Here is a 25,772-nt window from a genome sequence, read left to right as displayed (position 1 = left end):
TAAAGGGGAGTCGGATATAATCAAGCATAGAAAAGACAGGAGGTGCATGATGCAAAAATACTTGTCCATTCTCTCGGAGCTGGAAACCAAAATTTCGGAAGGAGAGTATCGTCCGGGACAAAAGCTGCCTTCCGTGCGGCGTGCGGCAGCCATGTACGGATGCAGCATCAGCACCGTACTACGGGCATACGCCGAGCTGGAGAAACGGCATGCGATTTATTCCGTATCCCAGAGCGGGTATTATGTGGTGGACCGTCCGAAATCGGAGGAGGACGGGAGCGTATACACGATGATCGATTTTTCTTCGGCCTCCCCTGACGTGAATGTATTCCCGTATTTGGATTTTCAACATTGCCTGAACAAGGCGATTGATACCTATAAATATGAGCTGTTTACGTATGGCGATACGCAAGGGATGGAGAAGCTTCGCCATACCCTGGTCTCTCACCTGGCCGGAAATCAGGTGTTCACTACCGCTGAGAGAACCATGGTCACGGCAGGCGCTCAGCAGGCGCTCGAGATCTTGGCGAAAATGCCGTTCCCTGGCGGAAAGTCCATCATTCTGGTGGAACAGCCCAGCTACAATAACTACCTGAAGTTTCTGGAGAGCGAGGGATTCCCCGTTATCGGAATCGCGCGCACGGCAGCAGGCATCGATCTGCAGGCTTTGGAGGAGCAATTCCAAACCGGACGCATTAAATTTTTCTATACGATGCCGAGATATCATAATCCGCTGGGCACTTCCTACGGCACCGAGCAGAGGAAGGCCATTGCAAACCTGGCGACCCGATATCACGTTTATATTGTGGAAGACGACTATATGGCCGATTTAGGCGAAGAACGGGGATACGATCCAATCTATGCTTACAACAGATCCTCGCACGTGGTGTATCTGAAGAGCTTCTCGAAGATCATTTTTCCCGGACTGCGATTAGGGGCCGTCGTCCTGCCGGAACGATTGCTCGAAACGTTCCATGCCTACAAAAGTTACGGGGATACGTCCCTGCTGTCCCAAGCGGCACTCGAAATTTATATCAGCAACGGGATGTACGAGCGGCATAAACAGAAAATTTACAGCCAGTACCACACACGTATGCAAGCTCTGAACGCTGCGGTGCGGAAGTTCGAGGGGACCGGGTTCATTGAAGCCGTGCCCGGCGACGGCGGTATATATCAGCTGTTTAAGCTGCCCCAGACCGTAAACCTGGAGCGGTTGATCAGGCGGCTGAAGGAACGGAACGTTCATGTGGTGTCCGGCAAGCTGTTTTATCTGTCCGACTATCTGATGCGCGAGAAGTTTATACGTATCAGCATTTCCAGAGCTCGATTGGACCAGATCGAGGAAGGGGTTCGTGTTATAGTGGAAGAAGTAAAGCGGGAGATCGGAAATCTGTGGTAATGCCATATCGTGTAACGAAGGAGCGAGGCTTGCATGGAGTCTAAAGAAAAAGTGTACAACACGGCGGTCGAAGCTACGCTGGAGGTCATTGGCGGAAAGTGGAAACCGGTCATTCTCTTTCATCTTACTTTCGGTAAAAGGCGAAATAGCGAATTTTTAAGCCTGATTCCCCAGATCACGCAGAAAATGCTGACACAGCATCTGCGGGAGCTGGAAGAGGAGGGCGTTATAGTACGCAAAACGTACAATCAGGTTCCACCCAAGGTGGAGTATGAACTGAGCGAGTATGGCTGGAGCCTGAAGGAGATTCTTCATCTGATGTGCCGATGGGGAGATGCGCATATCGAGCGAAAATACGGCGAGTCCGCAACCGTGCGGGAAAAGCCCGCGCTTGAAGAAACGCATTAACCTGCAGGAGAAGAGCCGGCTATTCCTCTTATAGTCGGCTCTTCTCCTGCACGTTGCGCGTTCGCTTAGGGAATGACTTTACGCCGCCGGAGTTCGTCAAAGATGTTCATGAACATGGCCTCGGTATCGACATACTCATGAAACCCGAAGCGGCGGGCCTTCGAGCCGTCTGCAAAGAAATCATAATCCCAGGAGAACACGAAATCACCGAACTTCCAGGATGAAACCTCTTCATAATCGTGTTTCGCAAGCCCATGCTTATCAATCATGCGATTCCAAACCGGCTCTTTATCCGCCATGACCGTTTCCAGATTCATCTGCAGGGGCGGCGCGGTTTCCATCTCAAAATACGATGCGATCTTCGGCCACAATTCGTTCCAGCGGAACAGGTCCCCGTTCGTAATATTGAAGGCTTGATTGGCGCAGCGTTCATCGGTCGCTGCCCAAACGGTCGCCTTCGCGAGCAGATCGGCATCGGTCATCTCCAGCAGGCTGTGATAGGCTCCCGGCTTACCTGGAAAACGCAGAGGAATGCCGAGCTCTTTCGAAATCGAGGCATAGACGGCAATGACCATCGCCAGATTCATCGGGTTTCCAAGGGCGAATCCGCTGACAACGGAGGGGCGGAGCGCGGACCAGGTCCAGGCTTTGCCTTGCTGCCGTTCCTCCAGGAAGTTCTGCTGATCCACATTGAATTCCGGCGGCATATGATTCGCATCCGTCTCCCGGGCTGGCGTCTTGAATGGACCGAGATGTGCGCCGTATACCTTATAGCCCTGCATCAGGCTGACATGCTGCAGATTGTCGGCAATGGGCTCGATGGCTTCCACGACATGAACGAGCATGGCCAGATTCGGCGCGACGAGTTCGGCCCATGTTGGCCGGTCCTGATAGGCTGCGTAGAAGATATGCGTTACTTCGGTCAAGGAGCTTAATTTGGCGATCGTATCCTCCCGATCAAGCAGATCGGCGGAGATATAACGTACGCGGTTCGTGGATTCCCCGCCTCGGCGCGATACGCCGATGATATCCCAGCCTTGAAGCGTCGCAAGGTACTCGATGAGGTTGCGGCCGATCACCCCGTTGGCCCCTACAACCAAAGCCGTTTTTTGCGAATGATGTGAACGTTGATCTGTATTCATATAAGTTCATCTCCTAACGTCATGTTCTTGATTAATGTCATTTTGCACGTTAGGATTCGGCTTGAGAAGTACGCACTTTGAAGTGATGTAATTACTTTTTGGTAACGTTTAAGCAGTACCCGCCCTTTTTAACTAAGGAAATATTCGAACTGCATTTATTGAGGACAAGAACTTGCAACTTGTGTCCTTATCAATAGCCGTATAATCTGCTAAGTGTAGGGCACGATTTACGTCCGTAAACCAAAAAAAGAAGCAGCTCATGAGCTGCTTCTAAAACCTGCTTTCCTCATCGGATTCTGATAATAACAAAGACAGAAATTGGACTCGGCAGCCTGCTCCCATCGGTGATTGAGCGACCACACCCGCAGTAAAAGGAACCGGGGCCTCCATTCCGAAGTATCGAATCAATTTCCAAACTTCACCGTCGGATGAGTAGTAAAAGGAGATCGTTTTGTCTTTCTTCGTCATTTTCAAATAAGGATTGCTAACGAATACACGCTCAGAATTACAGTCATCCGACACGCCGTTCCGAGTAACAACGGACACGATGGTAGCATGCTCACCATTGAATTCATAACATAGCTTGGCCCAATTGTTCTCGTCTGCCATCAACATCAAGCACCCGGAATCATATAAATGGTGCATGTCTACCTGAAGCTGCGTTATTAGCTGGAATGTTGAATCAACCTGAAGATGAAGATAGGGAGCAGAATGAGCAATATGTTTTCCTGCAGGGTCTTTGAAAAAATCAGCTTTCGATGGAGCATCCAGGATGAGCCTGTCATCTGTCGTAAACTCCCAATGCCCAGGTTCATGAAGCCACATTAGTTTCTCTCTTGCTTCAGGATGAAATAAATTTTTACTCATCGCCATTTCTCCTCTTTTACGTATATGATAACCCGGACAGCATGAATTGCAAACTTTTTCCTCATTATCCCATAAGACCCAGACGATTTGAGATCATGATATCCTTAAACTGGCGGATCCCAAAAAGACTTCCGGTAATTACCCGGAAGTCTTTTTGTCGAAAAGGATTGATAATCTCAAGTGCTCCGCTAGATATAGGCAAGAAACAGGGTAGCGATGCCAAAGTAGATAACAAGCGAGAGAATATCGTTAATGGTTGTAATCAGTGGACCGGAAGCCACAGCCGGATCGATCTTGAATTTGAACAGAATGAGGGGGATGATGGTGCCGGCCATCGTGCCCACGATCAGCGTGGCAATCAACGAGCTTCCGACCACAAACCCTAAATAGAGGTTGCCCTGCCAGAAGTATGCGATCAGAGAAATCAGAATGCCGCACGTCACCCCGATCATTAGCCCGACCTTCAGCTCCCTGGCTAACAGCCGGAACACCAGCGATTTGGTCATTTCTTTGGTGGTCAGGCCTCTTACAATGACAGCAAGCGACTGCGTTCCGGTATTTCCGGTCATTCCCGCAATCATGGGCATGAAGAAGGCCAGCGCCACAACCTGTGCCAGCGTCTCTTCAAATCTGGAAATGATCGTTCCCGAGATCAGCCCGATGAATAAGAGGAGGATCAACCACGGCAATCTTCGGTAGGCGGCAACGGTTGCTTTGGTGTTGAAGTCGATGGTTTTGCCACCGGTAGCGTTCATTTTCCGAATGTCTTCATCGGCTTCCTTAATGACGACGTCCAGGATATCGTCAACCGTAATGATCCCTACAAGACGGTTGTCCTGCTCAACGACGGGGATGGCGACCAAATCGTATTTTTGGATCATGTGCGCGACTTCCTCCTGATCGGCATCCACGGGCACGGACAGCACCCGGCTGTGCATGATGTCCACGATATATTCCTCCGGCTCGGCCAAGATGAGTCCCCGGTATGACACCACGCCCATCAGTTTCTTGTCATGATCAATGACGTACAGATAGTTGATGGTTTCCGAAATGGAGACGTAGGTTTTCAGCTTCTGGACCACCTCCGAGACGGTGTAATGCTGGGGGATCCACACATAACGGTTCGTCATGATTCGGCCGGCGGTTTCCGGCGGGTATTTCATCAGGTTCAGGACAAATTGGGATTCCTCGTCCCGCATTCCCTTGAGAAATTCGTCCTTCTGCTCGGGTGACAGCTCGTCCAGCAGAATGGCCAGGTCGTCGTTATCCATCAAGTCCAGGATGATGGCCGTTCTTTCTTTGCCCAGCCTGCCCAGAACTTCGATTTGCCGGTCATGCTCCATTTCCTGAATCATGTCGGCCAGTTGTTCCTCGTTCAGAAACTGCAGAAAGCGGGTTTGTTCCGTGTCGGTCAGGTGACTATGTATTTTTGCCAGGTCATAAGGAAGAAATTCGTCGATGATTCGCTGAAAATCATTTGACGTCTTTGCCTTTAGACTCTCTGTAATGTCAGGGATCCATTGCTCCAGTGTCCGGGAATTCACTCGGGGATTCCTCCTTTCTTGTTCCGATCCATTAACGAAATGATTACGTATTATAGGGTTCACCATAACGACTTGTTGTTAAACAGCATGGATACGGCGAGTGCATGAAAAAAGGATTGATGAACGAAAAAAGAATCCTCGGCAAGAGTTGCAAACGCTTGCATTTTACAATAAGATATAGGCGCACAAATTCATGAGTAGGGGTGAGTATATGAAATACAGACGTCTCGGGAAAACTAATCTGAAAGTATCGGTAGTCGGAGTGGGAACCTGGCAGTTTGGCGGTGATTGGGGGAAGGATTTCAACCAAAAGGAAGTCGATGCCATCTTGACGCATGCCAAGGAGCTGGGCATTAATTTGCTGGATACAGCCGAATGTTACGGGCCTCATCATATGTCCGAGAATTTCATCGGTGATTTCTTGGCGCGCGACCAGCGCGAGGATTGGGTCATTGCCTCCAAGTTTGGCCATCGATGGCATGAGCAATGGGAGAATGCTTGGGATGCGAAGCAGATCCGAATTCAGCTGGAGGAATCACTTAAAGCGCTTCGTACCGATTATATCGACCTGTATCAATTCCATTCCGGCTCGGATGACGTGTTCAACAATGATGAGATGTGGACGATGCTGGACAAGCAGGTTCAGGCGGGAACCATCCGAAATCTGGGCATATCCATCGGAAGCAATAGAAATATCTATCAAACCGACAAGGCGGCGGAGGTGAATGCCAAAGCCATCCAAGTCGTGTATAACCGTCTCGATCAGGCGCCGGAGGAAGAGGTTCTCCCTTCATGTTTGAAGCAGGATCTTGGCGTATTGGCGCGAGTTCCGCTTGCGAGCGGCTACTTAAGCGGAAAATACAAGCCTGGAACGGTGTTCAGCGACAATGTGCGCAAGAACCGTGACCAGGATGAGATCAACGCCAAGCTGAAGCTTGTGGAGGAGATCAAGCAGAATGAAGTGCCGGAGGGCGTGAATATGGCCGAGTGGGCCTTGGCCTGGTGCTTGAAGCATCCCGCCGTCAGCTGCGTCATTCCCGGCTGCAAGAGCGTGGAACAGGTGGAGATGAACGCGAAGGCCGTGGAGCTGGATTTGGTGCAGGACGACCATCCGGGAGCCTGGAAATCTTAATACCCGCCATGATTCGAATGCGAATAGGGCGATAGCAGAAAAAGCACCCGCGGGTGCTTTTTCTTGTGTCATCCCTATCCTGCCTGCGAGCCGGCAACCGTCCGCTTCGCAGGCAGGAATCTGCGATTTTACAGAGCTGGTATAGGGTAATAGACTCATTGTACGGGACTTTGTTATAGTAAACGTAACGGGATTTTTTGGGGAGGAACAGATGAAACCTATTAATAAACTCAGCATACAAGATGATTTTGTCGGTTTTTATTTGTTAAAAGAATTGAACATGAGACAGACCAACGGCACGCCGCCGAAAGACTATTTCGATATTGTTCTTGCGGATGCCAGCGGTCAAATATCGGCCAAGTACTGGGATGTGACCATACAGGATAAAGAAACGTTCCTGCCGATGCAATTGGTCAAAATCCAGGGAACCGTACTGAGCTACAGGGACCAGCCTCAAGTCAAGATCAGCCGTATCCGCAAGGCCACCGATGCGGATGGCGTCTCGTTAACGGATTTTGTGAGGGCGGCGCCCATTCGCCCCGTGGATCTGTTACATACGATCAAACTTACGATGAACGAGATTACGGAGCCGCAGGTGCGAAGCATCGTACAGTATTGCGTGTCGAAGGTAGAAGAGAAGCTGATGCATTATCCGGCTGCCAAAACCTATCATCATGCCTATTACGCCGGGCTGGCTTACCATATCGTCCGCATGCTGGAGATTGGCGATTTTATCTGCAAGCAGCGGCCGTTTCTGAATCCGGATTTGATCAGGGCAGGCATTATCCTGCATGATATCGCGAAGCCGGAAGAGATGATCGCACAAATGGGCATCGTAACGGATTACAGCAACCAGGGCAAGCTGATTGGGCATATTGCCCTGGCGTCCAACTGGATCGTGGAGGCGGCAATCGAGAGCGACATCGCGCTTGAATCCGAAGTGGTGTTGGGCTTGCAGCATCTGGTGCTTTCCCATCATAACCTCGGAGAGTGGGGCAGCCCGGTTCAGCCGCAAACCGCCGAGGCCGTCGCGCTGCATCATATCGACCTGCTGGACGCCAAGCTACAGATGGTAGAGGACGCCCTGGATACGACGCTTGAAACGGAGCCATGGACGCCGATGATCCGCGGCCTGGATAATAAAGCGATTTATCGGTTGAAGGTATGAGTTACTGTGATTAAAAAAGGCAGCCCCAGGATCAGTCGATCTTGGGGTTGCCTTTGCAGCGGTTTTTCAGAGGACTGGGATCTAGGAGCGGCATTTTAGTGAGCCCTAAATGCCCAATTGACGTAGATATTTCGCTGTTTCTTCCGGATGCGAAATCGGGAAGTTGTGGGCGGCCGGAATCTCCAGCGTACGCATGGAGCGAAAAGACTCTGGCAGCCGGTACACCCGATCCTGGGTACCCCACAGGATCGAAATCCCATCCTTTCGCAGTGACATATTCTGCGAAAGGCGGAAGCTCTTTGCGCGCGACAATGCAGAGAAGGTCTCCGCAGTCGTCTTCCGCACACGCGGTGACTGCAGCTCTTCCAGCACATAAGTGACATACGCCGGCGGTATGTCACTTAAGTCTGTAAAGCAGCTCTGCGCCAACAGCTGCTTCTTGAGACCGGGTGCGCGCAGCCTGCGAAGCGCAGCCTCGGTCAGGAGTGGGCTCCGGTACATCTTCGGAGCGCGGTGCAGGACAGGTTGCAGCAGGTGCAGCCTGCGGATCCGTTCCGGTACGCGCGCGTAGACGTGGGCAGCCAGCAGGCCGCCCAGCGAATGGCCGATGAGCGTAACCGGGGTGTCGATAGAACGAATCGCCTCTACGAGCGATTCGATGTGGCCTTCGAGGACGTTCCGCCCATGGTGATAGGGCGAACGTCCGAAGCCTGGGAGATCGACCAGACAAACGGTCGATTCCAGGAACTGCTCGGCAAGCGGCAGCAGGCAATCTGCACTGCTTAACGTGCCATGCACGAAGACGATGGTATTCGCTGCGGCAGTACCATTATACCTGGTTCCGTTTCGCTCCAGGGTAGCCAAGGGACCTCTTTTCCCACGCACTAATCCATCTGTAACTACTTGTGAATGTACAAGACGAAAATCGAGATCTGCGATAGTGGCGGGCATGATCGAGGTATTCACGGTATGAGCCAGACCGTATCGATGTTGGACTTCACGAGCGGCGGCCAGGGGATATGCTTCATCCGTTTTGACAATAAAATCGAGAGACTCCTTCGGAATCCCCAGCTTCCGGCCGACGGGACTGTCAAGCACCTTGGATAGTATTCGAGGCGAGACGGAGCCCACCGGTTTACCCACACGAAGCTCTTTCGTAATGACTGTTACGAGCTCCGTCATCGACGGACTGCCATTCTTCTCATCCAGCAAATAGTAAGTCCCGTTAACCGGAAGAGCCTCACGGGCAAGGGCGCCTATGAAGGCGGCGACATGATCCACATGAACGAGCGGCAGCCAATGTGAGGATCCTCCAGGGACGATGCCCATCATTTTGCGCGCTGCAGATTTCACGAGAATGCCCAGCCCCCCGGTTTGCACAGTTTCGCCGTGCTTCGAGCTGCCAATGACGACACTTGGGTGGACGACGGAGAGTGAAAAGCCTGCCCGCTTGGCAACTTGACGAATGCGCAAATCGGCAAGGAACTTCATCCTCTCGTAAGGCGGCTGTTGTCCTAAGTGATCGATAATAGAATCCGGTGAATGGATGTTATCGTCGGTAAAGGGACTTTTGAATCCAACGAGATGAATAAAATGCCGTAACCCCTTGTATTTATGAATTTCTTCGGCTATGCCGAGCATTTCCTCCGCCGCCTGTAAGAAGACTGCACGTGCTTCGTCCTCGCCCAGCAAAATATCCATAGGCCCCCCTGCATGAATGATCACATCTGCCTTCTGCACCATAAGCCGGTCAGGCGCGCTCAATCCAAGGTGGGGTGCACTCAAGTCTCCGATGATGGGGGTTATTCGTCCCGCGTGTTCACGTCCTAACCCCATTTGCTTACACACTTGCTCCCACTTTGCATGGGATCGTACAAGTGCATGGATTATATGATTTTCTTTGGAAATCGCAAGCTCCTTTAATGCATACCTACCGATAAATCCTGTACTACCTGTCATAAAAATGTGTGCCATCAGCAGCACCTGCTTCCATTTAATTTTAGTACTGATTAGTACTAATCGAGGATAAAAAAATTACTTTAGCAATAACGCTAAAGTGGGAAGAGACTGCTCCAACGGGGTTGAGTCTTCACTCGCATGTTGCAGGAATAATCCGCCTTCAATCGCCGCGACGATGAATTGTGCAGTGGATCTGGCCGATAAATCGGCTTTGAATTCTTGTTTTTGTATCCCTTCAAAAATTAATTGTTCCATGATGTCGATTTGATCACGGAAAAACCGGCTGACCTTTTCGCGGATTATTGGAGCATCCTGCGGCATCTGTGTATATAGGGTGATAAAGGGGCACCCGCCTAAACATTCCAACTCTTGGTGTGTCAGCATACGAAGGATAGCCTTGAAACGTTCTTGCACAGTTAAACTCGACCGTTCGCAAATATCGTGAATCATTTCCGAATAGGATTGTATGAGTTGATCCATGATAGCGGACAATAGGTCTTCCTTGCTTTTGAAATAATAATAAATGTTCGTCTTGGACACTTTGCTCGACGTTACAATATCATCCATGCTGGTCGCGAGATAACCTTTTGACAGGAATAACGTGGTTGCGACTTGAAGGACAATATCACGGTTACTGGGTTTATATTTTTTCATCATATTAGAACTATACGGTACTAAAAAAACTTTATCAAACCACGACTTTGATTTTGGAAATGATATTGCAGCGATATGATTCAGTGCATCCCAATACACAGGCCCGTAACACAAAGAAGCACAAATTCTCAACCTGATGAACAAGAGCATTCCACAAGTGTAAAAATAATAAAACTCTTGCAATTTCATTCCGGGGTGTAATACAATGCTTCTTAACCAACACGATACGTTATAACAAGCGATGATGGAAAGAGTAAGCGTAAGAACGTTCCTGACAGGAAAGGGCAGCCACCGACTGAGAGCGCCCGGGTGAAGGTTCTCCGCCGAAGTTCATTCCGGAGCTGGTATTCTGATCGTTTGCATGTTTCGTGCAAGCCGTAGGTTTACCCGTAACCCTTGCGTTAAGAGGTTCAAGTGAGATGTGCTTGCTGTATTTTCGCATATCTAATAAGGGTGGTACCACGACTCCTCGTCCCTTTCCGGGCGGGGGGTCTTTTTGTTTATATACCAGAAAAAAATGCGAGGGAGAGATTCTAGATGAGTCAAGGACGTTTGGAGCAATTGAGATCGGAGCTTGATACCGTCAATCTTCAGCTGCTGGAGCTGCTGTCGGAGCGGGCGCGGATCGCCAAGGAAATCGGTCAGGAGAAAGTGAAGCAGGGAGTGCCTGATTTCGATCCGGTACGCGAGAAAAAAATGCTGGATACTCTGGTGGAGCATAACCAAGGTCCTTTCGATAATGAGACGGTGCGTCATTTGTTTAAACAGATTTTCCAGGCATCCTTGAAGCTGCAGCAGGTCGATCACAAGAAGCATTTGCTGGTGAGCCGGAAGAAGAAGCAGGAGGATACGCTGATTCAGCTGGGCAGCACCATCATTGGCGGCGGCACGCCGGTCATGATCGCAGGACCATGTTCCGTTGAGAGTTATGAGCAAGTGCGCCAGGTTGCGGCTGCCCTTAAGGAAGCGGGCATAACCGTCATGCGCGGAGGAGCGTTCAAGCCGAGAACATCGCCTTACGATTTTCAGGGCTTGGGCGTGGAAGGCCTGAAAATTCTGAAGGAAGTGGCGTCCGAGTTCGGGCTGAAGACGATCAGCGAAATCGTGGATCCTGCCCATATCGAGCTTGCGTGCGAATACATTGACGTCATTCAGATCGGTGCGCGGAACATGCAGAACTTCGAGCTGTTGAAAGCGGCGGGGGATGTCCAAACGCCGGTGCTGCTGAAACGCGGTCTCGCGGCTACGATCGATGAGTTCGTGCACGCTGCGGAGTACATCGTGTCCCGCGGCAATACGCAGGTCATGCTCATTGAACGCGGCATTCGGACGTACGAGAAGGCAACGAGAAACACCTTGGACATCTCGGCGGTGCCGATCCTGAAACAAGAAACGCATCTGCCGGTGCTGGTGGACGTGACGCATTCCACGGGCCGCAAAGACATTCTGGCCCCTTGTGCCAGAGCGGCTCTCGCTGCAGGAGCGGACGGCGTGATGGTAGAAGTTCATCCCGATCCGGCTACGGCGTTATCCGATGCGGCGCAGCAGCTGAATATTCCGGAATTCCATGATTTCCTGGCGAATGTGAAAAAGTCCGGATTGCTGTAAACCATGCATTCTTTGCCTTTGGAAGATAAAGGGTTGACAAAACGCTAATCTTTCCTTAAGATAATTATCAAAATTCATATCGAAATGTTTTGATTAGAAATAGTAAAAGCGAAATGACTTTTCAGAGAGCCGTTGGCAGGTGTGAAACGGTAATGTCGTTCCCTTTGAACTCGTCTATGAACAGCTGCCTGATCATGTAGGGTTAGCCGGAGTTCCACCGTTACAGGGATAGATGGTGATGGCCATCGAAGAAGATCATTTTGCATAAAATGAATTAGAGTGGTACCGCGGGTTCAACCTCGCCTCTATACGTAGAGGCGGGGTTTTTTTGTTGGTTAAATTCCGGGTTTAACCAACCCCGCTTGATATAAATGAACGAAAATGAACAATCGATTATCGAGGAGGAATATCAAATGGAACGAAACATTATCGTATTGGACACAACCTTGCGCGACGGAGAACAGGTTCCGGGCGCCAAATTGAACGTACAGCAAAAAATCGAGTTTGCGCAACAGCTGAAGCGGTTGAACGTCGATATTATCGAGGCGGGCTTTCCCGCGTCTTCGGCTGGGGATTTTCAAGCGGTTCAGGAAATCGCCCGAACCGTAGGCGATAGCGTCTCCATTACTGCGCTTGCACGCGCGGTGAAGAGCGACATCGATGCCGTATATGAAAGCATTAAGCTTGCGCAAAATCCGCTGATTCATATCGTGCTTGGCACCTCGAACATTCATGTGGAGAAGAAATTCAACCGCTCCAAGGATGCGGTGCTCCAGATGGGCGTTGATGCGGTGAAGTATGCCAAAACGCTGCTGCCTAACGTCCAATATTCGACGGAAGATGCCTCCAGGTCCGATTTTGAATATCTGTGGAAAACGATCGAGGCCGTGGTAAAGGCCGGGGCAACGATGATTAACGTGCCGGACACGGTCGGTTATGCCGTGCCGGACGAATTCGGCGAATTGATCCGCAAAATCAACGAGCGCCTGAATAATCTGAACGACCAGGTTATTCTCAGCGTTCACTGTCATAACGATCTCGGGCTTGCTACGGCGAATACGCTCAGCGCGGTGAGAAATGGTGCCCAGAAAGTAGAATGCACGATCAATGGTTTAGGGGAGCGCGCAGGAAACACATCGCTTGAAGAAGTGGTTATGGGACTCAAAGTCCGTGAGAATCACTTTAAGGCCTCCACCAATATCCGGCTCAAGGAGCTGATTAGAACTTCCAGGCTGCTGACGCATTTGACGGGCCTGGATGTGCAGGTGAACAAAGCGATTACGGGCGAGAACGCATTCGCTCACTCTTCCGGTATTCATCAGGACGGTCTGCTGAAAGATAAACAGGTCTATGAAATTATGTCGCCGGAGGAAGTCGGGGCCGACAGCATGGAGCTGATCCTGACGGCCCGGTCCGGAAGGCATGCGTTCAAAAATGCGGTGGAGAAGCTTGGTTTCGAGACGGGCGAAGGCGAAGATTTTGAAGCGCTGTTCGAGAAATTCCTGCTGCTGGCCGATGCCAAGAAGGAAGTATATGACCATGACGTCTTTTATCTGGTAACCCAGCACCGCACCCATGAAGAAGTCAGCAGCCATCTGTACGAGCTGGACTCCTTCCAGGTTGTCACCAATGATCTGTATCCGACGGCAACCGTCAAGCTGAAGAAAGGCAGCGAGACATTCAGGGACAGTATGGTGGGGGATGGTCCGATCGATGCGTTGTACAGTGCCATTAAAGCATTGGTCGGTTTGGACGTGCAATTGAAGGATTACAAAATCAACAGTCTGTCGAGAGGAAAAGAAGCCATCGGCCGGGTGAACATCCGTATCGAATACCAGGGCAAAATCTATTCCGGGCGAGCGATGGATACGGATATTATCAAGGCCAGCGCGCTGGCATTTCTTAACGGAATCAACGCGGTATTGCTTGATGCCGGCCACGATTCGCAGGCGCGGGCGCAAGCGCCGGTGAGTGCACGATAATTTTGCCGTCGTAAGGATCCAGATGGTTGATTCCGATCGGGCTGTCCGATAGCTTTAAAAGAAAGCCCCCGGCGGGAACATATATGAAGGAACCGACTTCGCAGGAAGTCGGTTCTTTTTGCGCGTTGGGGAAGGAGGGGAGCGTTGATAACAGCGTTCCGATCCGGGCATATAACGGCCAGCATAGGAAAACACAGGCAAGCTGAAAAAAGTACATGTCAATCGACAGGATATGAGTGATATTATGAAAGCGTTTTATAACTGAAAGCGATACTCTTCGGGGGTGGCGGGCTATCCGACTTCATTAAAAGCTGGGCAGACTCGAAATCCGGGCAGTCATGTAGAAGCAACTTGATAGGCAATCTGCGAGAATAGGGAAGGAAGCGATGTGGATGAGAAGAAAATGGAGTTTCATTGTGATGAGTGCGCTAATCGCCTTAACGGCAGTCGGCTGTAACGGTGCCAAGGAAGCGGATGGAGGGAAAGCCGGTACGTCCGGGGCCGCGGCCGATGACAGGCTGTCCTTTACGATGTCCATGGCAACCAGCGGAAACAAACACGCCGAGCGTTCGAAGGATGTGAACGAGGAGAGATGGGTGAAGGAGCTTGAGAAGCTGACCCATACGGACATTCATCTGACGATGCTTCCGCTGAAGGATTTCGATAGCAAAATGACGCTGATGTTCGCTTCCAATGATATTCCTGACGTTGTCCAGAACGTGGGAGGGGCCACGAGCAAGGGGATGTCCGGTTCCGTAGAGGCCGGCGTATTCATGCCGCTTGACGATTTGCTGAAGGAGCATGCGCCGAACCTGATGAAGAGCGTGCCGAAGGAAGCGTGGCAGGAGACCAGCTATGACGGCAAAATATACGGAATCCCGGCCTGGCTGTCCAATCCGTCCCGGCGGGCGTTGTTCATCCGTACCGATCTGCTGGAGAAAACCGGTCTTCCGGCGCCCAAGACGGTGGACGAGTTTTTGGACGTGATGCGTGCGATGAAGAAGGAAGGCGTGGAATTCCCGTATCAGATGCGCGAGAATTTTAAATATGCGGATACGATATTAGGCGCTTTTGATGTGCTGCCGTCCCAGTTTGAGCTGCAGAACGGGGAGGTCGTCCCCAAGTTCTTCGACGTGGAGAATATGACGAAGGCGCTGGAGACCTATAAGACCATGTACGACGAAGGCTTGATTCCGAAGGATTTTGCAACCCTGACGTCCAGTGACTACGGCAAAAACAACGAGAGCGGCAAATCGGGCATGTGGTCGGCCAACGCGCAGCTGCTCGCGGAATACCGCGGCAAGCTGAAGAACGCCGTGCCGGAGGCTAAGCTGGACATCATTCCTGCGCCGAAAGGACCCGAGAACGTCGGAGGCCATCTGCTATACTCCAGCATTAATACGTCTTATTACATTAACAGCAAGGTGTCGGAGGAAAAGGCGATCGGCATCATCAAGTTTTTCGATTGGATGCTGACGCCGGAGGCGGAAACGTACTTCTCGTTCGGGATTGAAGGCGAAACCTATACGAATGAGAACGGAACGATAAAGTTCACGGCGCCGACTACGCCGGAGGCCATGGATGAGGACCGCTTCCGCGCCATGTTCTGGTTTGTGCACGATATGGTGTATAACAAGGCAAGAGAAGAGCTGACGGATGACGGGCGGGATATGATCCAGTATATGGATACCGTGGTCTTTAAGGAAGGACTCGGATCGATACGCTTCTCGCCTGCGCTGGATGCTTATTCTAAATATCCGGATGCCGCGCCGCAGGGCGATGACGTGGGCCCGAAGCTGGTTCTCGATCATATGATCAAAATGATCTATGGCAGGGAACCGATCTCGGACTGGCCGAAAGTGATCGAGGAATATAAGAAAAAAGGCGGCCTTGAAATCATCAAGGAAGCGACCGACCGTTACAACGAAGGGAAGGGCGTCGTCGTTTCGGAAAATCGAAAGTAGGCGATTTTTGAAGCGAAGGAGATGTTGGCATGAGCCTGCATGATAACGGCGGCAAACAAGCCGTGTTTTTTGAGCGAATCATGGGACTGCCGGTCTTTGATACCCATACCCACCTTGTCGGCGACCGGCTTGGCGCAAGGGATTTCTGGGAAATCGCGCACTACTTCTGGTTCTATCGGGAGCTCCAAGCCGGAGGCTATCCGGATGGAGCGGAGAAGCTGCCTGAGGAGGAACGCATAGCTGCATTTCTGAATGCCTACCGCTCGACGAGAAGCACGCTGATGAACTGGACATTCACTTCCATTATGCGCGAGTTATACGGGATCGGGATCAAGGATGAAGATTCGATCAGGGAAGCCATAACCGCAGTGCGGCATTCGGCCGCCGAAGAGGGATGGGCACAGGAAACGGCAGACCGGATGAATATCCGCCGGTTTGTCGTGAACCATCCGGAGCACGCTGCATTTCAAGGCATGCGGCATCCTGCGGTATGGATTCCCCGCATTGACGGAGCGCTGGGCCGCTGGGTCGATCGGATCGTCCAATCCGAAGAACCGGCCAGGACGTTTCACGCGGTACGGGACGAGATAAACCGGCAGCTTGACGGTTATAAAGATGCGGGCTGCCCGGGCATTATGACCACGCTGCCGCGGTATGAATCGAGCGCGAACATCCGCCGGGAGATCGGCTCGGCAAGCGGACGTGACGACATCATGATGGAGCTCCTGCACTTGATCTGTGCGGCAGCCGATCGCAACGGCTTGCTTGTCCAGCTGTTTCTGGGCGTCGAGAGGTCATGGTGCGGCACGGCGTTCCCTGCGAACGATACAGAGCGGATCCTGAAGCTGGCCGCTTTATTCGAGACGTACCGTTGTCCTTTTGAGCTTGTGCTTGCGTCGGAGCTGAACAATCTGGATGCGGTGCAGGCGGCCTGGAATTTTCCGAATGTACATGTCGGGGGCATGTGGTGGTTCAACTTCCGTGCAAGCACGTACCGGGACAGCATGCAGTACCGTCTGGAAGCACTCCCGGCCAGTAAAAGCTCGGTGATCGTTTCGGATGCCCGCTGCATGGAATGGAGCTACGGCAAGATCCTGCTTGTGAAGAAGCTGGCTGCCGAGTTTCTGTGGGAGCGGGTCACGTCGGGCTGGATCGATGAAGAAACGGCGCTGCATACGGCAGAAGAATGGTTCTACGCGAGTGCCGTGAAACGCTACGGCATTTCGGCCGGAGGAGCTTGACGGACAATAAAAGTTTTTATGCAATAGTCGATCCTAACGGGATCGGCTATTGCTGGTTAAACAGAAACCGGAGGAATCAGGATTGACATATCGATAAATCTCGATATAATGATACGTATGAAACCAATCGAAGTGTTTAAAGCGTTGTCCAATGAATCAAGACTGGAAATATTGCAGTGGCTCAAGGAACCTGAACAGCATTTTACGCCCCACGAAGGGATTGATATGAGGGAAATCGGGGTATGCGTAAGCCAGGTGACCGAGAAATTGAACATGACGCAGTCCACCGCATCGCAGTATTTATCGATTCTGCATCGGGCAGGCCTGATCAAGACGGAACGCTTGGGGAAATTTACGTATTATAAGCGGGATGAAGAAGTGATCCGGGAAATCGGAGAGTATTTGAAGCAGGAGATATAGAACAGGAACTGAATGTTTCCTTAGAGTAAGGAATATTCAGTTTTGTTCCGCATTACATATCTATATATTGCGATATGTCTTTTTATTGGTTTAACATATCGACATTACACGATATGTAAATATAAAATAAAGGAGTGGAATCATGACGGGTTCATGGAAAATTTATGTTTTGGCAATCGTCAGTTTTTTAGTAGGGACATCGGAGTATATCATATCGGGGGTATTGGATAAAATCGCGGATTCGTTAGGGATTACCATCACCGCTGCAGGCCAGCTGATCACGATTTTCTCGTTGGTATACGCAATCTTGACTCCCGTGCTTATGGCATTGACGGCTAAGGTGGAGAGACGGAAGCTGCTGGTCTACTCACTGGGCGTGTTTGTGGTTGCCAATCTTTTGTCATTCGCTCTGCCGGGGTATATCCCGTTTGTCATCGCCCGCGTTCTTATGGCTATGGGCGCTGGCATGGTGGTTGTCACGGCGCTTGGAATCGCCGCCAAAATCGCGCCGCCAGGCAAGCAGGCGAGCTCGATCGCCACGGTGGTCATGGGCTTCACGGCTTCGCTCATCATAGGCGTTCCGCTCGGGCGAGTCGCAGCCGCTGCTTTTGGATGGAAGTCGGTGTTCGGGTTGATTGCCGTCCTGGGGATTCTTTCGATGTTTGTCCTGCATAAGGCCATTCCCAAAACAACAGGCGATGCCCCGGTCCCGCTGCTCCAGCAGTTCGCCCTGCTCAAGAAACCCAAAGTGGCACTTGGTTTGGCGATTACGTTCTTCTGGCTGGGCGGGTATTCCGTCGCCTATACGTACCTGTCCCCTTATCTTCTGAACGTTAGCGGTTTGAACGAACAATGGATCAGTTCAGCCCTGTTTGCCTTCGGCATTGCCAGTCTCATCGGCTCCAAGTTCGGAGGGTTCAGCACGGACAGATGGGGAGTACCGCTTACCTTAATCGGCGGCATGCTTCTGCATATTATTGCTTTAATCGTCCTGACTTTTACCAATGCGGGCGCATCCGTTATGCTGGTGTTTGCCGTACTTGTGATTTGGTCGCTGGCCGCTTGGTCATCCGGGCCCACGCAGCAGTATAATCTCGTCCAGCTGGAGCCGAATTCCTCGGGGGTCATGCTTGGCCTGAACCAGTCCATGATGCAGCTGTCCATGGCGGCAGGCGCGGGTATCGGTGGAATCGCGATCGAACGAATTTCGTTGTCGTCCATCGCATGGATCGGCGCTGCGGGCGTTGCGATAGCCGCGGTTGTGTCGCTTGTACTGTTTCAATCCATTAAGCAGGAGAGCACGGATCACGCGGCACTCGATGCTTGAAAGCATGACCGATGGTAACAGCCTGCTGCTTCGGGGCCTGCGATGCTCCGGCAGTATCGCTGCTAAGATAACAAGAGTATGTTCAAGAGGCCCGGCTTCGTTTCTAAAATTCGATAATGGAAGAAAGCAGCAGCAACGGCTGAGGCCGCGGCTCCTCGTACAGCCAAATGGACATCCATTTGACGCCCTCCGACCGGAACGTTTATGCTATGATCAATGGATAGCGGAAAATTTGGTTCCAAATTTTGCAGGAGGAGGAGTTCGCTTGGCTAAGCTTAAAGATATCGCCGAAAGGGTCGGCGTATCCATATCCACGGTTTCGCGGGCCATCAGCAACGATGCTAACCGTCCGGTCAATGAAGAAACCAAGCAGAAAATTCGGGAAGCGGCGCTCGAACTCGGTTATAAACTACATGAACCATCCCGAAGCGTACATGCTTACAATACGGCCGACAAACGGGTTGTCTGTGTCGTTCCCCAACACCTGATGGACGATCACCCGTATTTTTCAACGGTTCTAGCCGGTTTTCATAAAAAAATGGAGGAGCTGGGCCAGCCCCCGGCTATCGTCCGCACATGCGAAGAGGTCGGCGATGCGGACCGGATACGGCTCATGCTGAGGGAGACGGGAGCGCAAGGGATCGTAGCCATAAGCTGGTACGACAAGGAGCTGTTTGAGCTGATGCAGCAGGCCGGGGTTGCCATCATGGGAGTAAGTTTGAATGATGACCGGCTGAACGTCCCGGTTGTAGACTGTGACCGGATCCTATCGGCGAGGGCAGCGGTACGCCACCTGATCGACCAAGGGCATTCGCGGATCGCTTATATCGGAGGCCCTGCCTATTCCAAGCAGATGGAAAGCGAGGAACGGTATGTCGGATACAAATTCGCTATGCTCGAGGCCAACTTGGAGGTGCGCGAGGAGTGGCAGATGAACACCGGATGGAACGTGGACCGAAGCTTCAGCAAGTTGTCCGAGCTATTGGGAGGGCTTCCCAAAGGGCAATGGCCGACGGCTGTTTTTTGTGCAAGCGACATGCTTGCCATTCCAGCCATGCGGGCCGTCGTCGAGAACGGCGGCCGCATCCCGGAGGATATCGCGATCGTAGGAATGGATAACATCGATGTGGCCCAGTATACAACGCCGCCGCTGTCCTCAGTATCCGTTCCCAAATACGAAATCGGCAGAGTAGCGGCCAAATCGATTGTGGATTATTTGGATGGTCATTTCCCGATGGCAACCAAGATATTGCTGCCATGCTCATTGATTGTGCGGGAATCCTCCAGATATACCCGAAACGAGTGAAATATAACTTCTCATGTTTAATTAACTGACATTTGAAGAAGAGAAAAAGATGATTAAACAGCCGTCGGCTTGAAAACCGGCGGCTTTTTTTGCTGTTACTCACCAAAAAATAAATCATTTTACGCCAAAAAGATCCAAAAAAGTGTTTGACTTTGCCAAATGCCTATATTATTATGAGTGAAAATCAATGAGGTGTTTGGCGCTGTATTTTCCTTTTTTGGAGTTGGGCAATCAACGCCTGCATCGTACTATTTATATATTTGATTGCGTTTTCATTCCCTTTATATAAACGTAATCTGGTGAAACGAAATATTCCCCGTAGAGAAGTTGAAGACCCTTCGATTTGCAAGTTTAAACTCATACAGGTATCGATAATTATCCAAACAAAATCCAAATATAACATGATGTTATCCAAAAAGAATTCCAAATAACTAGAATAACGTCCGACTCCATCGGATTTTATTTATAAACTCAGAAGGTGTCATTATTTATGACATGAAATTACTGGAATGCCGCATTGAATAAATGAGCCTTAATGCGGTTGTCGCTTTGTCAGATGACGGATAACAGAGCAAAGGAGGGAAATCGTAAACCGAGTGTTTTACCAGCTGGATCCATAGGAAGTGAATACGATCTCCAGAAGGAATCCGGTTGAGCAGGGGTACTATGGAATGTGATTGTTTGTTTTGTTGGCGTATCTAGATTAACCAATACATACCGAGGTGATGCTCATTGGCAAATACGACCCTGCAGCCCGCAGCAAATGCGGTTTCCGAGACGAAGCGTAAGCGCTTCATGTGGAATCGCATCCTTCGCAATTGGCAGCTTTATGCTCTGATTTCACCGGTCATCGCCTATTACGTCCTGTTCCAGTACGTTCCGATGTACGGCATCCAGATCGCCTTCAAGGACTTTATAGCAACGCAAGGGATATGGGGCAGTCCGTGGGTCGGCTTCGAGCACTTTGACCGCTTTTTCAACAGCTATTATTTCTGGCGCTTGATCAAGAACACGCTTGGCATCGGCTTATACAGCCTTGCCGTCGGTTTTCCGATCCCGATTATTCTGGCTTTGCTCATGAACGAGGTTCGGGCCGAACGATTCAAAAAATTCGTGCAGACCATCACGTATGCGCCTCACTTTCTCTCTACCGTGGTCGTTGTCGGGATGATGATGATTTTCCTGTCGCCCCGGTACGGCATCATCAACCATTTCATTGAAATGTTCGGCGGTCAGCCGATCAATTTCATGACGGAGCCATCCTGGTTCAAGTCCCTGTACGTGCTGTCGGATGTATGGCAGACGATGGGCTGGAGCTCCATTATTTATTTGGCTGCGCTTGCCGGCATTGACAACCAGCTGCACGAAGCCGCGCGTGTCGACGGTGCGACAAGGCTTCAGCGCATCTGGCATATTAACATCCCGGGCATCATGCCTACGATCATCATCCTCCTGATCCTGAACATGGGCAGCATCATGGGCATCGGTTTCGAGAAAGTGCTTCTGATGCAGAACAACCTGAACATGGAGAGCTCCGACATTATTGCCACCTATGTCTACCGAATGGGGATCCAGAACGCCGAGTACAGCTTCTCCGCGGCGATCGGATTGTTCAATTCCGTCATCAATTTCATTCTGCTGGTGGTGGTGAACTTTATTTCGAAGCGGGTCAGCGAAACAAGTCTTTGGTAAAGAGGGGAGCATCGAACCATGCAAATTGAATCCAGAGGGGACCGTATTTTTAATGTCATCAACTATGCGATCCTGATCCTGGTCACCGTCATCGTCATGTACCCGCTGCTTTTTGTGCTCAGCGCATCGTTTAGCGACCCGCAGGCGGTTCTCCGGGGCGAGATGCTGCTATGGCCAAAGGGAGTCAATCTGAATTCCTACGCGAAAATTTTTCAGAACCAGGATATCATCAGCGGCTTTACCAACACCCTGGTGTATACATCGCTGGGCACGTTCATCAACCTCACGATGACCATTCTTGCGGCCTATCCGCTGTCGCGGAAGGATTTTGTCGGGCGAAATGCCATCATGGCACTATTGGTTTTTACGATGTTTTTCAGCGGAGGGCTCATTCCGACGTATTTGCTGATCAAGAACCTCGGTATGCTGAACACGCTCTGGGTCATGATTATCCCGAATGCCGTATCCATCTGGAACATCATCATCATGCGCACCTTCTTCCAGCAGTCCATTCCCGGCGAGCTGCAGGAGGCCGCGACCATCGACGGCTGCTCGAACATTAAAATATTGACCCGGATCATACTGCCGCTGTCCATGCCGATTATCGCGGTGACGATTCTGTTCTATGCGGTCGGTCATTGGAATGCGTTCTTCAATGCACTGTTGTATCTGTCGGACAAAGATAAATTTCCGCTTCAGCTCATTCTGCGCGAAATCCTGATTCAGGGACAAACGAACGACATGGTCAAAATGTCGACCGAATCGGCGATTAAGCAGCAAAGGGAAGTGGAGGGCATCAAGTACGCGGTGCTGGTCGTTGCCAATATCCCGGTGCTGGCGCTCTATCCGTTCCTGCAGCGATATTTTGTCAAAGGCGTGATGATCGGGGCCATCAAAGGATAAATTCCTTGCATGGATAAATGGATGGAACACGAAAAAGGGGAGGATTACGGATGAAGCTGAAGCAATGGGGAAGTCTTCTGTTGACCTGCATGTTGTCGGTATCGCTGGCGGTGGGCTGCAGCCCGAAGGGTTCGGGCGGAACGGACTCGGCCGATGAAGGGAAAGCCGCGATTAATGAAACGGGATTTCCGATTGTCGACGACAAGATGACGGTGACCGGCTTTGCCGGAAAGTTCTTTGCCAATGCCGACTGGAACAACATCAAGCTGTGGCAGGAATATGAGAAAATGACCAATATCAAGGTGCAGTGGGACACGGTGCATAAAGACAATTTGGCCGAAAAACGCAACCTGCTGCTTGCCGGCGGCGATTATCCGGAGATGTTCTATGCTTCCGCATTCCCGAGGGCGGATTTGCTGAAGTACGGCAAGCAGGGCGCTTTTATCCCGTTGAATGACCTGATAAATCAATACGCGCCGAATTTTAAAGCGTTGATGGAGAAATATCCGGTCATCGAGAAGGGGATTACGATGCCGGACGGCAACATATACGGGCTGCCGACGCTGTATGACCCCGAATTCCGGTCCGTGCTGTACGGAACGCCGTGGGTGAAGACGGAGTGGTTGACCAAGCTGGGCCTTCAAGAGCCGCAGACGCTGGATGAATTCTACGATATGTTGAAGGCGTTCAAGGAGAAGGATCCGAACAGCAACGGCCAGAAGGATGAATATGCTTGGGGTGGCGTAGGAACCGCCGGCATCGTCAACTATTTGCGGGGTTCGTTCGGCCTTAATTATCACGGAACCTCGAACATTAACGTGGATACCGACCCGGCAAGCGGGAAGGTCCGGTTCATTCCGACGGATCCAAGATACAAGGAACTGCTTCAATTCGTGAACAAGCTGTATAAGGACGGCCTGCTGGAGCAGGATATCATGTCCGTGAAGAGCACGGAGGTGGACGCCAAAGGCGTTGAAGGCATTCTCGGCGTTGTCGATAACGTGGATCCTGTCGCCATCTACAACCAGGAGGGTTATGTGGGGCTTCCGGTATTAAAGGGGCCGCACGGCGATCAGATGTTCAGCGCTACAGGCTCCCCGCTGGGGAACATCGGGATGTTTGTCCTGACCGATAAAGCGAAGAATCCGGCCGCGCTGATCCGCTGGATGGATTATTTCTACAGCGACGAAGGCATCCGCATGTTCTTCATGGGCTGGAAAGGCGAAACGTATAAGGAAGATGCGGACGGCAATGTGGATTACGTGGACGAAATCAAGAACAATCCGGAGGGTCTCAACCTGGACCAAGCGGTCGGGCAGTATCTGATATGGCCCGGCGGATATTATCCGGGCTTCGTGACGCAGAAATATTTCAAGGGAGCGGAAGGCCTGCCGACGTCCGTAGAGAACGCAAAGAAAGCCGAGCCGTACGTCATCCCTCAAGACAAGGTCTGGCCGCCGTTTAACTTTACGGCCGATGAGCAGTCCGAGCTTACCGGAATCCAGACCGACATTCACACGTACGTGGATGAGATGCGGGATAAATTCATAGCCGGCAACGAGTCTTTTGATAACTGGGACCAGTATGTCGCTAACCTGCAAAAGATGGGGTCGGAGCGCTATCTGTCCATTTATCAATCCGCGGCCAACCGATATACCGAATAAGACAAGTACCAGAACATTAAAGGAGCGACATAAGATGACACAATTAAAAGCCATATTGATCGGGGCAGGCGCACGCGGCGCCAGGGGGTACGCCCCCTATGCCCTGGACTACCCGCATGAACTGGCCTTCGTGGCCGTAGCCGAGGCCGATCCGGCGAGGCGCACCCGATTTGCCGAGGAGCATGGCATCCCGCCGGAGCGGTGTTACGAAACCTGGGAACCGCTGCTGGCCGAGGCCCGGCTTGCCGATATCGCCGTCATTTGTACGCAGGACCGTATGCACTATGGCCCAACCATGCAGGCTTTGGAGAAACAGTATCACGTGCTTCTGGAGAAGCCGATGTCCCCGGAGCCGAAGGAATGCCTGGAGATGGAGCAGGCTGCCATCCGTAACAACAGGCTTTTGACCATATGCCATGTGCTGAGGTATACCCCTTTTTGGAGTGCCATCAAACGCGTGCTTCAGGAAGGGACCATCGGCGAGGTGGCTTCGATCCAGTTGAACGAGAATGTGGGATATTGGCATATGGCCCACAGCTTTGTGCGGGGGAATTGGAATAACTCCGACAAGGCAAGCCCGATGATTCTGGCCAAATCGTGCCATGACATGGATGTGCTGTCCTGGTTGATGGACCGTCCTTGCACGCAGGTCACTTCGTTTGGCTCGTTGATGCATTTTCGTGAGGACCAGGCGCCCGAAGGCTCGGGGGACCGATGCCTGGATTGCAAAGTGGAACCCACCTGTCCCTATTCCGCTCCCCGTTTTTACTTGAGCGATGAGTACAAGGGATGGGCGAGGCATTTTACCCAGGAGCTGACCAAGCCGAACATTATTCAGGGGCTTCGCGAGACGGACTATGGCCGCTGCGTATATCGGAGCGATAACAACGTCGTTGATCATCAGGTCGTCAATATGGAGTTTGAGGGCGGCGCCACCGCGATGTTCAGCATGTGCGGATTTACGCATGAACAGGAGCGCAGAATCCAGATCATGGGGACCCGCGGCGAGCTTCGGGGAGAGGAAGGCAGGATCACGGTTTACGATTTCCTGACCGGTCAGAAGACGGAGATTACGATTCCGTCGCAATCCAGCGGACATGGCGGGGGTGACAGCGGGATCGTGGCCAGCTTCCTGAGAGAGGTGCGGAGCTATAATGGGCAGGAGAGCCTGACGTCGGCAAGCGCCTCCGTGCGGAGCCATCTGATCGCGTTCGCAGCGGAGAAATCGAGGCTGAATCAAGGCCGATCCATCAATCTGAACGAATATGCGCGGGAAGTGATGGCGGAAGAAAACGCGGTAAAATAACGAAATTATATTAAAATTACATTATATGAAAAATTCACAACAAATTAAAAAGAAGAAGCGGCTGATCCTGGGGACAGCCACTTCTT

General features: G+C 51.4%; 20 protein-coding genes and 1 other annotated feature. Of the genes, 15 read left to right on the top strand and 5 right to left on the bottom strand.

What is annotated here, in order from left to right; genetic code table 11:
• Positions 1-49 precede the first annotated feature (49 nt).
• Together M1D70_RS23360 and M1D70_RS23355 are read left to right on the top strand one after the other, a co-directional pair.
• Positions 50-1,399, top strand: a complete 1,350-nt coding sequence (locus M1D70_RS23360) for an aminotransferase-like domain-containing protein (protein WP_456288094.1) — start codon at positions 50-52, stop codon at positions 1,397-1,399.
• 33 nt (positions 1,400-1,432) lie between these two features.
• Positions 1,433-1,807, top strand: a complete 375-nt coding sequence (locus M1D70_RS23355; protein WP_456288093.1) for a winged helix-turn-helix transcriptional regulator — start codon at positions 1,433-1,435, stop codon at positions 1,805-1,807.
• Positions 1,808-1,872: 65 nt separating this feature from the next.
• On the opposite strand, the gene M1D70_RS23350 is transcribed toward M1D70_RS23355, so the two are convergent.
• The 3 genes from M1D70_RS23350 to mgtE form a co-directional block, all read right to left on the bottom strand.
• On the bottom strand, positions 1,873-2,949 hold the full coding sequence (locus M1D70_RS23350) for an SDR family oxidoreductase (protein ID WP_009591008.1): 1,077 nt from the start codon (positions 2,947-2,949) through the stop codon (positions 1,873-1,875).
• A 270-nt stretch (positions 2,950-3,219) separates the two neighbouring features.
• A complete protein-coding gene (locus tag M1D70_RS23345; RefSeq protein WP_456288092.1) occupies positions 3,220-3,816 on the bottom strand; it encodes a DUF1349 domain-containing protein in 597 nt (198 codons plus the stop codon).
• Between the two features lie 188 nt (positions 3,817-4,004).
• On the bottom strand, positions 4,005-5,360 hold the full coding sequence (gene mgtE, locus M1D70_RS23340) for a magnesium transporter (RefSeq protein WP_456288091.1): 1,356 nt from the start codon (positions 5,358-5,360) through the stop codon (positions 4,005-4,007).
• Positions 5,361-5,571: 211 nt separating this feature from the next.
• Between mgtE and M1D70_RS23335 the strand changes: the two genes are divergently transcribed.
• The gene (locus tag M1D70_RS23335) at positions 5,572-6,492 is read left to right on the top strand and encodes an aldo/keto reductase (RefSeq protein ID WP_009590994.1); all 921 of its coding nucleotides are present in this window, start codon (positions 5,572-5,574) and stop codon (positions 6,490-6,492) included.
• 211 nt (positions 6,493-6,703) lie between these two features.
• On the top strand, positions 6,704-7,660 hold the full coding sequence (locus M1D70_RS23330; RefSeq protein ID WP_009591032.1) for a 3'-5' exoribonuclease YhaM family protein: 957 nt from the start codon (positions 6,704-6,706) through the stop codon (positions 7,658-7,660).
• 105 nt (positions 7,661-7,765) lie between these two features.
• Here M1D70_RS23330 and M1D70_RS23325 read toward each other — a convergent pair whose 3' ends face one another.
• Both M1D70_RS23325 and M1D70_RS23320 read right to left on the bottom strand, forming a co-directional pair.
• Complete coding sequence (locus M1D70_RS23325) at positions 7,766-9,619, bottom strand: alpha/beta fold hydrolase (protein ID WP_254664018.1); 1,854 nt, start codon at positions 9,617-9,619, stop codon at positions 7,766-7,768.
• Between the two features lie 75 nt (positions 9,620-9,694).
• Positions 9,695-10,462, bottom strand: a complete 768-nt coding sequence (locus tag M1D70_RS23320; protein ID WP_456288090.1) for a TetR/AcrR family transcriptional regulator — start codon at positions 10,460-10,462, stop codon at positions 9,695-9,697.
• A gap of 348 nt (positions 10,463-10,810) precedes the next feature.
• On the opposite strand from M1D70_RS23320, the gene M1D70_RS23315 reads away from it, so the two are divergent.
• The 11 genes from M1D70_RS23315 to M1D70_RS23265 all read left to right on the top strand — a co-directional run bounded on the left by M1D70_RS23315 (position 10,811) and on the right by M1D70_RS23265 (position 25,686).
• The gene (locus M1D70_RS23315) at positions 10,811-11,881 is read left to right on the top strand and encodes a bifunctional 3-deoxy-7-phosphoheptulonate synthase/chorismate mutase (RefSeq protein WP_009590992.1); all 1,071 of its coding nucleotides are present in this window, start codon (positions 10,811-10,813) and stop codon (positions 11,879-11,881) included.
• An 80-nt stretch (positions 11,882-11,961) separates the two neighbouring features.
• Positions 11,962-12,191 (top strand) — a binding site (T-box leader).
• A 103-nt stretch (positions 12,192-12,294) separates the two neighbouring features.
• Positions 12,295-13,863, top strand: coding sequence for a 2-isopropylmalate synthase (locus M1D70_RS23310; protein ID WP_456288089.1), 1,569 nt, complete (start codon positions 12,295-12,297; stop codon positions 13,861-13,863).
• Positions 13,864-14,255: 392 nt separating this feature from the next.
• The gene (locus tag M1D70_RS23305) at positions 14,256-15,827 is read left to right on the top strand and encodes an extracellular solute-binding protein (protein ID WP_456288088.1); all 1,572 of its coding nucleotides are present in this window, start codon (positions 14,256-14,258) and stop codon (positions 15,825-15,827) included.
• A gap of 29 nt (positions 15,828-15,856) precedes the next feature.
• Positions 15,857-17,068, top strand: coding sequence for a glucuronate isomerase (locus M1D70_RS23300; RefSeq protein ID WP_456288087.1), 1,212 nt, complete (start codon positions 15,857-15,859; stop codon positions 17,066-17,068).
• A gap of 117 nt (positions 17,069-17,185) precedes the next feature.
• Complete coding sequence (locus M1D70_RS23295) at positions 17,186-17,488, top strand: ArsR/SmtB family transcription factor (protein ID WP_009591021.1); 303 nt, start codon at positions 17,186-17,188, stop codon at positions 17,486-17,488.
• Between the two features lie 142 nt (positions 17,489-17,630).
• On the top strand, positions 17,631-18,815 hold the full coding sequence (locus tag M1D70_RS23290) for an MFS transporter (RefSeq protein ID WP_456288086.1): 1,185 nt from the start codon (positions 17,631-17,633) through the stop codon (positions 18,813-18,815).
• 265 nt (positions 18,816-19,080) lie between these two features.
• Positions 19,081-20,121, top strand: coding sequence for a LacI family DNA-binding transcriptional regulator (locus M1D70_RS23285; protein WP_009591038.1), 1,041 nt, complete (start codon positions 19,081-19,083; stop codon positions 20,119-20,121).
• Between the two features lie 732 nt (positions 20,122-20,853).
• Positions 20,854-21,813, top strand: a complete 960-nt coding sequence (locus M1D70_RS23280; protein ID WP_009591040.1) for an ABC transporter permease — start codon at positions 20,854-20,856, stop codon at positions 21,811-21,813.
• 18 nt (positions 21,814-21,831) lie between these two features.
• Positions 21,832-22,716: a carbohydrate ABC transporter permease gene (locus M1D70_RS23275; protein WP_009590996.1), complete on the top strand. Its 885-nt coding sequence runs from the start codon at positions 21,832-21,834 to the stop codon at positions 22,714-22,716.
• A 50-nt stretch (positions 22,717-22,766) separates the two neighbouring features.
• Entirely contained in the window at positions 22,767-24,380 is a 1,614-nt protein-coding gene (locus tag M1D70_RS23270; protein ID WP_456288085.1) for an extracellular solute-binding protein, read from the top strand.
• Positions 24,381-24,414: 34 nt separating this feature from the next.
• On the top strand, positions 24,415-25,686 hold the full coding sequence (locus M1D70_RS23265; protein WP_456288084.1) for a Gfo/Idh/MocA family protein: 1,272 nt from the start codon (positions 24,415-24,417) through the stop codon (positions 25,684-25,686).
• The last annotated feature ends 86 nt before the right edge of the window (positions 25,687-25,772 follow it).

The sequence above is a fragment of the Paenibacillus sp. AK002 genome, from assembly GCF_053903045.1.
This window is presented reverse-complemented; position numbering and strand designations above follow the sequence as displayed.

Coding starts and splice junctions, on each gene's coding strand:
- M1D70_RS23360 (WP_456288094.1), top strand. CDS start 50: ATGCAAAAATACTTGTCCATTCTCTCGGAGCTGGAAACCAAAATTTCG.
- M1D70_RS23355 (WP_456288093.1), top strand. CDS start 1,433: ATGGAGTCTAAAGAAAAAGTGTACAACACGGCGGTCGAAGCTACGCTG.
- M1D70_RS23350 (WP_009591008.1), bottom strand. CDS start 2,949: ATGAATACAGATCAACGTTCACATCATTCGCAAAAAACGGCTTTGGTT.
- M1D70_RS23345 (WP_456288092.1), bottom strand. CDS start 3,816: ATGAGTAAAAATTTATTTCATCCTGAAGCAAGAGAGAAACTAATGTGG.
- M1D70_RS23335 (WP_009590994.1), top strand. CDS start 5,572: ATGAAATACAGACGTCTCGGGAAAACTAATCTGAAAGTATCGGTAGTC.
- M1D70_RS23330 (WP_009591032.1), top strand. CDS start 6,704: ATGAAACCTATTAATAAACTCAGCATACAAGATGATTTTGTCGGTTTT.
- M1D70_RS23325 (WP_254664018.1), bottom strand. CDS start 9,619: ATGACAGGTAGTACAGGATTTATCGGTAGGTATGCATTAAAGGAGCTT.
- M1D70_RS23320 (WP_456288090.1), bottom strand. CDS start 10,462: ATGAAATTGCAAGAGTTTTATTATTTTTACACTTGTGGAATGCTCTTG.
- M1D70_RS23315 (WP_009590992.1), top strand. CDS start 10,811: ATGAGTCAAGGACGTTTGGAGCAATTGAGATCGGAGCTTGATACCGTC.
- M1D70_RS23310 (WP_456288089.1), top strand. CDS start 12,295: ATGGAACGAAACATTATCGTATTGGACACAACCTTGCGCGACGGAGAA.
- M1D70_RS23305 (WP_456288088.1), top strand. CDS start 14,256: ATGAGAAGAAAATGGAGTTTCATTGTGATGAGTGCGCTAATCGCCTTA.
- M1D70_RS23300 (WP_456288087.1), top strand. CDS start 15,857: ATGAGCCTGCATGATAACGGCGGCAAACAAGCCGTGTTTTTTGAGCGA.
- M1D70_RS23295 (WP_009591021.1), top strand. CDS start 17,186: ATGAAACCAATCGAAGTGTTTAAAGCGTTGTCCAATGAATCAAGACTG.
- M1D70_RS23290 (WP_456288086.1), top strand. CDS start 17,631: ATGACGGGTTCATGGAAAATTTATGTTTTGGCAATCGTCAGTTTTTTA.
- M1D70_RS23275 (WP_009590996.1), top strand. CDS start 21,832: ATGCAAATTGAATCCAGAGGGGACCGTATTTTTAATGTCATCAACTAT.
- M1D70_RS23270 (WP_456288085.1), top strand. CDS start 22,767: ATGAAGCTGAAGCAATGGGGAAGTCTTCTGTTGACCTGCATGTTGTCG.
- M1D70_RS23265 (WP_456288084.1), top strand. CDS start 24,415: ATGACACAATTAAAAGCCATATTGATCGGGGCAGGCGCACGCGGCGCC.